Annotated in this window: 6 protein-coding genes, 1 tRNA gene and 1 other RNA gene; 4 read left to right on the plus strand and 4 right to left on the minus strand. The window is 72.8% G+C overall.

Annotated elements, in window-relative coordinates:
• Positions 1–117: 117 nt before the first annotated feature.
• The 3 genes from ACH0BZ_RS15620 to ffs all read right to left on the minus strand — a co-directional run bounded on the left by ACH0BZ_RS15620 (position 118) and on the right by ffs (position 4,317).
• On the minus strand, positions 118–2,298 hold the full coding sequence (locus ACH0BZ_RS15620; protein ID WP_406899632.1) for a DNA polymerase III subunit gamma and tau: 2,181 nt from the start codon (positions 2,296–2,298) through the stop codon (positions 118–120).
• A 591-nt stretch (positions 2,299–2,889) separates the two neighbouring features.
• Positions 2,890–4,161, minus strand: coding sequence for an aminotransferase class I/II-fold pyridoxal phosphate-dependent enzyme (locus ACH0BZ_RS15625; protein ID WP_406899633.1), 1,272 nt, complete (start codon positions 4,159–4,161; stop codon positions 2,890–2,892).
• 61 nt (positions 4,162–4,222) lie between these two features.
• Positions 4,223–4,317: signal recognition particle sRNA small type (gene ffs / locus ACH0BZ_RS15630), an RNA gene on the minus strand.
• A 231-nt stretch (positions 4,318–4,548) separates the two neighbouring features.
• Here ffs and ACH0BZ_RS15635 point away from each other — a divergent pair.
• A tRNA-Ser gene (locus ACH0BZ_RS15635) sits at positions 4,549–4,636 on the plus strand.
• An 89-nt stretch (positions 4,637–4,725) separates the two neighbouring features.
• Here the strand turns inward: ACH0BZ_RS15635 and ACH0BZ_RS15640 are convergent.
• A complete protein-coding gene (locus ACH0BZ_RS15640) occupies positions 4,726–5,115 on the minus strand; it encodes a 4a-hydroxytetrahydrobiopterin dehydratase (RefSeq protein WP_406899634.1) in 390 nt (129 codons plus the stop codon).
• Positions 5,116–5,157: 42 nt separating this feature from the next.
• Here ACH0BZ_RS15640 and gluQRS point away from each other — a divergent pair, with 42 nt between their 5' ends.
• The 3 genes from gluQRS (at position 5,158) to ACH0BZ_RS15655 (ending at position 7,498) form a co-directional block, all read left to right on the plus strand.
• Positions 5,158–6,111, plus strand: a complete 954-nt coding sequence (gluQRS, locus tag ACH0BZ_RS15645) for a tRNA glutamyl-Q(34) synthetase GluQRS (RefSeq protein WP_406899635.1) — start codon at positions 5,158–5,160, stop codon at positions 6,109–6,111.
• A gap of 163 nt (positions 6,112–6,274) precedes the next feature.
• Positions 6,275–7,147, plus strand: coding sequence for a queuosine precursor transporter (locus tag ACH0BZ_RS15650; RefSeq protein WP_406899637.1), 873 nt, complete (start codon positions 6,275–6,277; stop codon positions 7,145–7,147).
• Positions 7,148–7,156: 9 nt separating this feature from the next.
• Entirely contained in the window at positions 7,157–7,498 is a 342-nt protein-coding gene (locus ACH0BZ_RS15655; RefSeq protein WP_406899638.1) for a CHY zinc finger protein, read from the plus strand.
• Positions 7,499–7,684: the final 186 nt, after the last annotated feature.

A 7,684-nucleotide genomic window follows, 5' to 3' on the forward strand; every position in this document is an offset into this window, starting at 1 on the left:
CGGCTGGGGGCCGTTGTTCCGGCCGGCGCCGGCGCGTTCCTGGTGGCATCCGGCAGGTCGGAACCCAGGGTAACCGTCCCGTCGGACAGCACGCCCCGACGCGCGGCGGGGCGGCGCTCAGCGCTCGATAGGCCGCGCCCCGAGATGCTCCCGGAGCAGCTGGAGCGCGATGTCCTCGCCGGTCCGGTGGTCGAGATTCTGGGGACCGCTGCGGGCCTCGTCCATCATCTCGTCCTCGCTGACCGGCGGGGGCGGCGCTTCCCCCGGTTCCGGTTCGGGTTCCTCGGGTGGCGGCGGCACGTCGTCGTAGCCGCCGCCCGGTGATCGGCGTCCGTCCTGGGACCGGTCCTGCTGCCCGGTCGCCCCCTGTCCGCTGCGCACCCGGCGCTCCCAGCCCGTCGGCTCGGCGGACTCGCCGGCGGGCGGGGATCCGGGCGACGGAGTGGCGGCGGGGGCCACCGGGGCCGAGCCCGGTGACGACGACGAGCCCGCACCCGCCGGTCCGGGGCCGGCCGTGCAGCGCAACGTCCAGTCGCCGCCCACTACCTCGGCGATGGCCTCCGCGATCACTCCGGCGTTGTGCGGCTGCGAGAGCCGCTTGGCCAGCGGCGCGTAGTCGTGGACCAGGTGGACGACGCGGCCGTCCACGCCGGCCACGGTCGCTCCGGCGAGCATCACCTCGACGGTCCGGGTGCGGGAGCGGACGGCGTCGCGGATTGCGGGCCAGGCACGACGGATGTCCTCGGCCTCGACCCCGGACGTGGCCGCCGCGGGCTCGGGCTGGGCCGCCGCGGGCTCGGGCTCAGTAGGCACCGGCGGGACCGGAGGTGTCGGCTCCGGCGCGGACGGACCCTCGGGCTCGCGCCACGGGTCCCCGGCGGCAGGCGCCGCGGGGGTCGGAGCCGGAGCCGCGGGCACCTGGGCCTCGGGCGCCGGCGGCGCGGTCGCCGGCGCCTCGGACTCCGGGGCCCGGGCCTGCGCGGCCGCCTGCTGCGACCGCCGCACGAACTTCGGTCGCCCCTCCGGCGCGGCGGCGGAGGGGGCGGGAGCCGGCGCGACGGGACCACCTGGCGCGGCCGGCGCGCCGGAGGGCGGGGCCTGTCCGGGCCCGGCGGGGGCCTGCGCGGGAGCCGCGGCGGCGGGCCTCGTCGTCCCCGCCTCCAGCTGCTCGACGCGCTGGAGCAGGGCGGCCATGGAGTCGTCGGCGCCCGGCAGGAGCAGCTTGGCGCAGAGGATCTCCAGCAGGAGCCGCGGCGAGGTGGCACCCCGCATGGACGACATGCCCTCGTGCACCATGTCGGCGCAGCGCGCGAGGGTGGCGGGCCCGACCTGCTCGGCCTGCCGGCGCATGATGTCGGCCTGCTCGACCGGCGCGTCGACCAGTCCGCGCTCGATGGCCTGGGGCACCGACTGCACCATGATGAGGTCGCGCAGGCGCTGCAGCAGGTCGGCGGCGAAGCGGCGCGGGTCGTGGCCGGCCTCGACCACCTTGTCGACGGTGCGGAACAGGGTGGCCCCGTCCCCGGCGGCGAGGGCGTCCACCGTGTCGTCGATGAGCGCGACCTCGGTGGCACCGAGCAGGCTCACTGCCCGCGGGTAGGTGATTCCGTCCTCTCCCGCCCCGGCCATGAGCTGATCGAGCACGGAGAGCGTGTCGCGCGGAGACCCGCCGCCCGCCCGGATGACGAGCGGCAGGACGGTCGGCTCGACGGCCACCCCCTCCTGGTCGCAGATCCGCTCCACGAGCCCGCGCATGGCGGACGGCGTGAGCAGACGGAACGGGTAGTGGTGCGTCCGCGAGCGGATGGTGGGCAGCACCTTCTCCGGCTCGGTGGTGGCAAAAACAAAGATGAGGTGCTCAGGCGGCTCCTCGACGATCTTGAGCAGCGCGTTGAAGCCCGCGGTGGTGACCATGTGGGCCTCGTCGATGATGAGCACCCGGTAGCGGGAAGAAGCCGGCGCGAAGAACGCGCGCTCGCGCAGGTCGCGCGTGTCGTCTACGCCGCCGTGGCTGGCCGCGTCGAGCTCGGTGACGTCCAGGGTCCCCGGCCCGCCGGGCGCGAGCGCCACGCACGATTCGCACACCCCGCACGGATCGGCCGTCGGTCCCTGCTCGCAGTTGAGCGACCGGGCGAGGATGCGCGCGGAAGAGGTCTTGCCACAACCGCGGGGGCCGGAGAACAGGTAGGCGTGGTTGATCCGCCCCGAGGACAGCGCCACCGACAGCGGCTCGGTGACGTGCTCCTGGCCCACGACCTCGGCAAACGAGGCGGGGCGGTACTTCCGATAAAGGGCCACGACCGAAGGATACCGACGGGGTACGACGGCGAGGTGGTCACGTGCGAGCGGGCCGGGCCGGTGCGGCGGACGGCGGCGATCGCCGTGGGCGCGGGAGGGTGGGGACGGTGAAGGGGCCGCGTCTCCGCGGCCCCTTCACCACCCCCCTCACCGCGTTCCGGGCCCCCTCAGACCCACGCGGCGTGTTCCGAACATCTGGCCGAGACCGGCCCCTCGCGGCCCCTCAGCCGCATTCCGGTTCTCGGACACCCCTCTTGTTCGAACCGGCTCAGATGTAACCAGAACGACCGGAATGTGACAAGTGCTCACGAAGTTGTCTCCTACTCAACACCGCTGAGAGTCGGGCTTCTCCCATGTCACAGCGCCGGATCGCACCATTTGACGATGTAATGATCGGCGATAGCCCGGGCCTCTCACGGTGCACCCCGGCCGATCCTCTTAGCCGCAGGTCACCTCCCCAAACCGGGGCAGTCCCCTAGAGGGCCCGTCGACCAACACGCCGCCGACACCGTCCGGCGATCGACGCATCACCGGGACGGTCTTTGTTACATCACCATCCGACCCCGCCCGGGGCCGGCGACAGGCCCCGCGTCAGGCGCGCGCGGCCCGGCAGGCGGCGAGGAGCGCACAGAGTGCCACGACGTCCATGGCCGTCTCCACCTCGGCGAGTGGCGGCAGCGTGGGCGCCAGACGGATGTGGCGGTCGTCCGGGTCCTCGCCGTACGGGTACGCGGACCCGGCCGGGGTGAGCGCGACGCCGGCTTCCTCGGCGAGCCGCACCGTCTCGGTGGCGGTCCCGTCCACCACCTCGAGGTCGATGAAGTAGCCGCCCTCGGGATGCGTCCAGCGGGCCACGTCGTACTCGCCGAGGCGCCGGGAGAGCGCGGCGGCCGCGGCCTCGAACTTGGGCTGGATGATCTCGCGGTGCTTCTGCATATGGGTCCGAACGCCCTCGGCGTCGCCGAAGAAGCGGAGGTGCGCGAGCTGGTTGACCTTGTTGGGTCCGATGCTCCGGACACCCGCGTGGCCGAGGTACCAGTCGAGGTTCACCGTGGAGGCAGAGAGGAAAGAGACGCCGGCGCCGGCGAAGGTGATCTTAGAGGTCGAGCAGACCTGCAGGAAGCGGTTGGGATGGCCGGCCTCGGCGGCGAGCGCGTCCACGTCGGGGACCTCGGGGAAGTCCGCGGTGAGCGTGTGGACGGCGTAGGCGTTGTCCCAGATGATCCGGAAGTCCGGCGCGGCCGTGGTCATGCGGGCGAGGCGGGAGACCGTGTGGTCGTCGTACACGGCGCCTGTCGGGTTGGAGAAGATCGGGACACACCACATGCCCTTGATCGACGGATCGTCGGCCACGAGCCGCTCGACCTCGTCCATGTCCGGGCCGCCCTGGCCGAGCGCCACGGGGATCATCTCGACACCGAGGGCCTCGGTGATGCCGAAGTGCCGGTCGTACCCGGGCACGGGGCAGAGCCAGCGGACCTCCTCCTCGTCCTTCCACGGCCGCTCCGAGTCCGGCGTGCCGAAGAGCACGGCAAAGGAGAGCAGGTCGTACATGATCGACAGGCTCGCGTTGTCCTGGGCGATCACGCGGTCGGTGTCCACCCCGAGGAGCTCGGCGACGATCGCCCGCAGCCCGGGCAGGCCGGCGCCGCCACCGTAGTTGCGGACATCGGTCTTCCCTGCGGTGTGATCCCCCGGCTCCGGCAGCCCGAGGAGCCGCTCCGAGAGGTCCAGCTGTTCGGGCGAGGGCTTGCCGCGGGTGAGGTCGAGCGCGAGGCCGCGGCTCTTCACCTCGTCGTATTCGGACGCCAGGTCTGACTCGAGTCGGCTCAGGTCGTCGGCGGAGAGGTCGGACAGCGCCATGGTGGCCTCCGGAGGGATCGACGGCAGGGGGGTGATGCCAGGTCGTACACAGTGCCCAGACGTAGAGGGACCCCGCGCACCCGCCAGAGCCCGCTGACCCTTGCTGCCTTCCGGCCCTGGGGGAGTTCACAGGATGGACGCCGCGCGGGGTCCGCGGCCGAGTCTATCGCGGACACCCGATCCGCCGCACACCCCCGCCCCGGAGGCCGGACCGCCACGAGATCTGCATACCCCGCCCGGCATGAGGTGAACTGTTCGTCACCCCTGCTTACGGCGCCCACCGGCCAGCCCCTCCCGATCACCGTTGTCCATCGACACGGCCCGGGAATGCCACCGAAACGACCGATCAGTTTGGCGCGCTCGCACGGTTCCCATAAGATGGCCAGCGGAGGATTCGCCTAGTGGCCTATGGCGCTCGCCTGGAACGCGGGTTGGGGTTGATAGCCCCTCGCGGGTTCAAATCCCGCATCCTCCGCCGCAGACGCGGCCCGGAGCTCTCGGAGCCCGGGCCGCGTCGCTCGTTTCGGGGCGCCTCGTGACGCCCGCCGGCGCCGCGCCGGGCCCTCAGCCCTCCGACCCGAGCGGCGTCGCGTCGAACTCGCCGGACAGCGCCGAGACCGACCGCGCCAGCCGCAGGTCGCGCCGGGTCACACCGTCCACGTCATGGCTGCGCAGGTCGAGCGTCACCTCGTCGTAGCTCCACAGCAGGTCGGGGTGGTGGTCCTGCGAGTTGGCGGCCTGCCCGATGGCCGCGACGAGGTCTATCGCGGCCTGCGGCGACTCACAGACCGCCGTGTAGGTGAGCGAGCCCTCGGAGAACGCCCAGCCCGGCAGGTCTGCCAGGCCCTCGGCGATCTGTTCCTCGGTGAGGCGTTCGCGGTCGTCGGCGGTCGGACCGCCGGGAGTCGGCGTGTCGGGGTCGGGCGTGTCGGGGTCGGGCGTGTCGGTACTCATGCCGCCAGTGTGGCACCTCGTCGTCGCACCTACTCTGAACCCGTGACCTCCCCCGGCTCCCCCACCGACGCCGTGCCCCCCGCCGCGGCGTCCCCCGTCGGCGCCGGCCGCTACGCGCCGAGCCCGTCCGGCGACCTGCACCTGGGCAACCTGCGCACGGCCGTGGTGGCGTGGGTGCTGGCCCGCGACTCGGGGCGGGCGTTCCGGATGCGCGTCGACGACCTCGACACCGCCCGCGCCCGCCCCGGCGTGGCCGGGCGACAGCTCGCCGACCTCGCCGCGATCGGGGTCGACTGGGACGGCGACATCATGTGGGAGTCGCGACGCTCCGAGGCCTATGCGGCCGCCGTGGATCGCCTCGACGCCGCCGGCCTGGTCTACGAGTGCTATTGCTCGCGCCGCGAGATCCAGGAGGCCCCGCGCGCGCCCCACTCCCCGCCCGGCTCATACCCGGGCACGTGCCGAGACCTGCCGGAGTCCGAGCGCGCCGCCCGCCGCGAGGCCCTGGGCCCGGGGCGGGTGCCCGCGCTACGACTACGGGCCGGAGTGAGCGAGCTGACGATCCACGACGAGGTCCACGGACCCTATACAGGCGTTGTGGACGACGTGGTCCTCCGCCGCGGTGACGGCGTGTGGGCGTACAACCTCGCCGTGGTGGTGGACGACGCCGACCAGGGCGTCGACCAGGTGGTGCGAGGCGAGGATCTCCTGTCCTCCACCCCGCGCCAGGCCTACCTCGCCGAGCTGCTCGGCCTCGCGCGGCCCGAGTACGCGCACGTGCCGCTCGCCGTGAACGCCGCCGGGGAGCGGCTGGCCAAGCGCGACGGCGCGGTGACGCTCGCGGACCTGGCTGCGGGGGGTGTGACGACGAGGTCGGTCGTCGCCCGGATCGTGGCGTCCCTGGGCGGGCCGGCCGGCGCCGACTCGATCGCGGCCCTGCGCGGCGGGGTGATCACGCCCGGGTCGCTCCGGGCCGGCCCGTGGACCGTGCGCTGACCAGCCCCGCCCCCGCATACGCCCCGCTCGGCCCCGCGTTCGCCCCTCCCCCGAAAATCGGCGACTCCATGACGTGATCGGCGACCCCTGTGAGACCTGCCGATCGTGCATCGGAGTCGCCGATTTTCGCGGGAGGACGGCGGGTCGCGGATAATCGGCCCCCGTGACCACTTCATCGCAGCAGAATCCCGTGACCGACGGGTCTGGGCGGCCGGACGGGACCACCCCCGAGCCGGCGCGCAGCACCCCCGACCGCAGCACCCCCGGAGCCGCCTCCACCGAGAACCGCGGCCGCGCCGTCTTCGCGACGGTGTCCAGCTTCTACCTGCCCTACCTGGTCGCCACGTTCGTGGGCGTCATGGTGATCAGCAACATCACCGCCACCAAGGGCGTCGTGTTCTTCCCCGAGCTCAGCGTGTCGCTCGGGTTCCTCCAGCTCGACGGCATCGTCACCGACGGCGCCTTCTTCCTCTTCCCGCTCGCGTACGTCCTCGGCGACGTGATCAGCGAGATTTACGGCTTCCGCACCATGCGCCGGACCGTCCTGGCCGGCTTCGCCGTGCTCGTGCTGGCCGCCCTGTGCTTCACGCTCACCATCCACCTGCCGGCGGCCGACTTCTACGACGGCCAGGAGGCCTTCGAGCGCGTCGCCGGCGTCGCCCCGATGTTCCTGCTCGCCGGCCTGGCCGGGTACGTGGTGGGCGAGCTCCTCAACTCGTACGTCCTCGTGTGGTTCAAGCGCCGCACCGGCGAGAAGACCCTGTGGGCCCGCCTCATGGGTTCGACGATAGTCGGCCAGATCGCGGACACGCTCGTGTTCTGCACCATCGCCGCGCCCGCTCTGGGCATGGCGATCGGCTCCGGCGACTACTGGAACTACACGGTGCTGGGCTTCGTGTGGAAGACCCTCGTCGAGTTCGTCATGCTGCCCGTGACGTACGCCGTGATCGCCTGGATCAAGAAGCGCGAGCCCAGCTACCAGGAGGCGCTGGCCGCAACCGCCCGGCCCGCCCGGGCCGCCACCGGACCCCGGTGACGAGCGCTGATGAATGAACCGGTCCGGGTGCGCGGCGCGGCGGTCGACGACGAGACCCGCTGCGTCCACTACCGCGGCCCGCTGGACATCGTCGCGATTCGCTTCCACTGTTGCGACGAGTTCTACCCGTGCTTCCGCTGCCACGCCGACGCCGCCGACCACGCGGCCTCGGCGTGGCCGCGGGAGCGGTTCGACGACCGCGCGGTCCTGTGCGGCGTCTGCCGCACGACGCTGACGATCACCGCCTACCTGGCCGCCGACGGGTGCCCCTCGTGCGCCGCGCCGTTCAACCCCGGGTGCCGGTTCCACCACGACCTCTACTTCGAGGCGGCGGGCTGCCGGTGGGGCTAGGGCTGCGGTGGGGCTGAGCCCCCAGGACGCTGCCTCGCCCTCTCCTCATGCAGCGTGTTCGTGGTCGGTCCAGACGTGTTCGTGCGCGGTGTCGTCGTAGATGTCGGCGAGGAGTCTTTCCCGCGCCATCTCGGCGGCGAGTTCGGTGTCGGTGAGGGTGTCGATGCGGCATCCGGGGTCGCTCGG

Origin of the sequence: Dietzia sp. 179-F 9C3 NHS, from assembly GCF_045369825.1 — a bacterium.
Taxonomy (GTDB): Bacteria; Actinomycetota; Actinomycetes; order Mycobacteriales; family Mycobacteriaceae; genus Dietzia.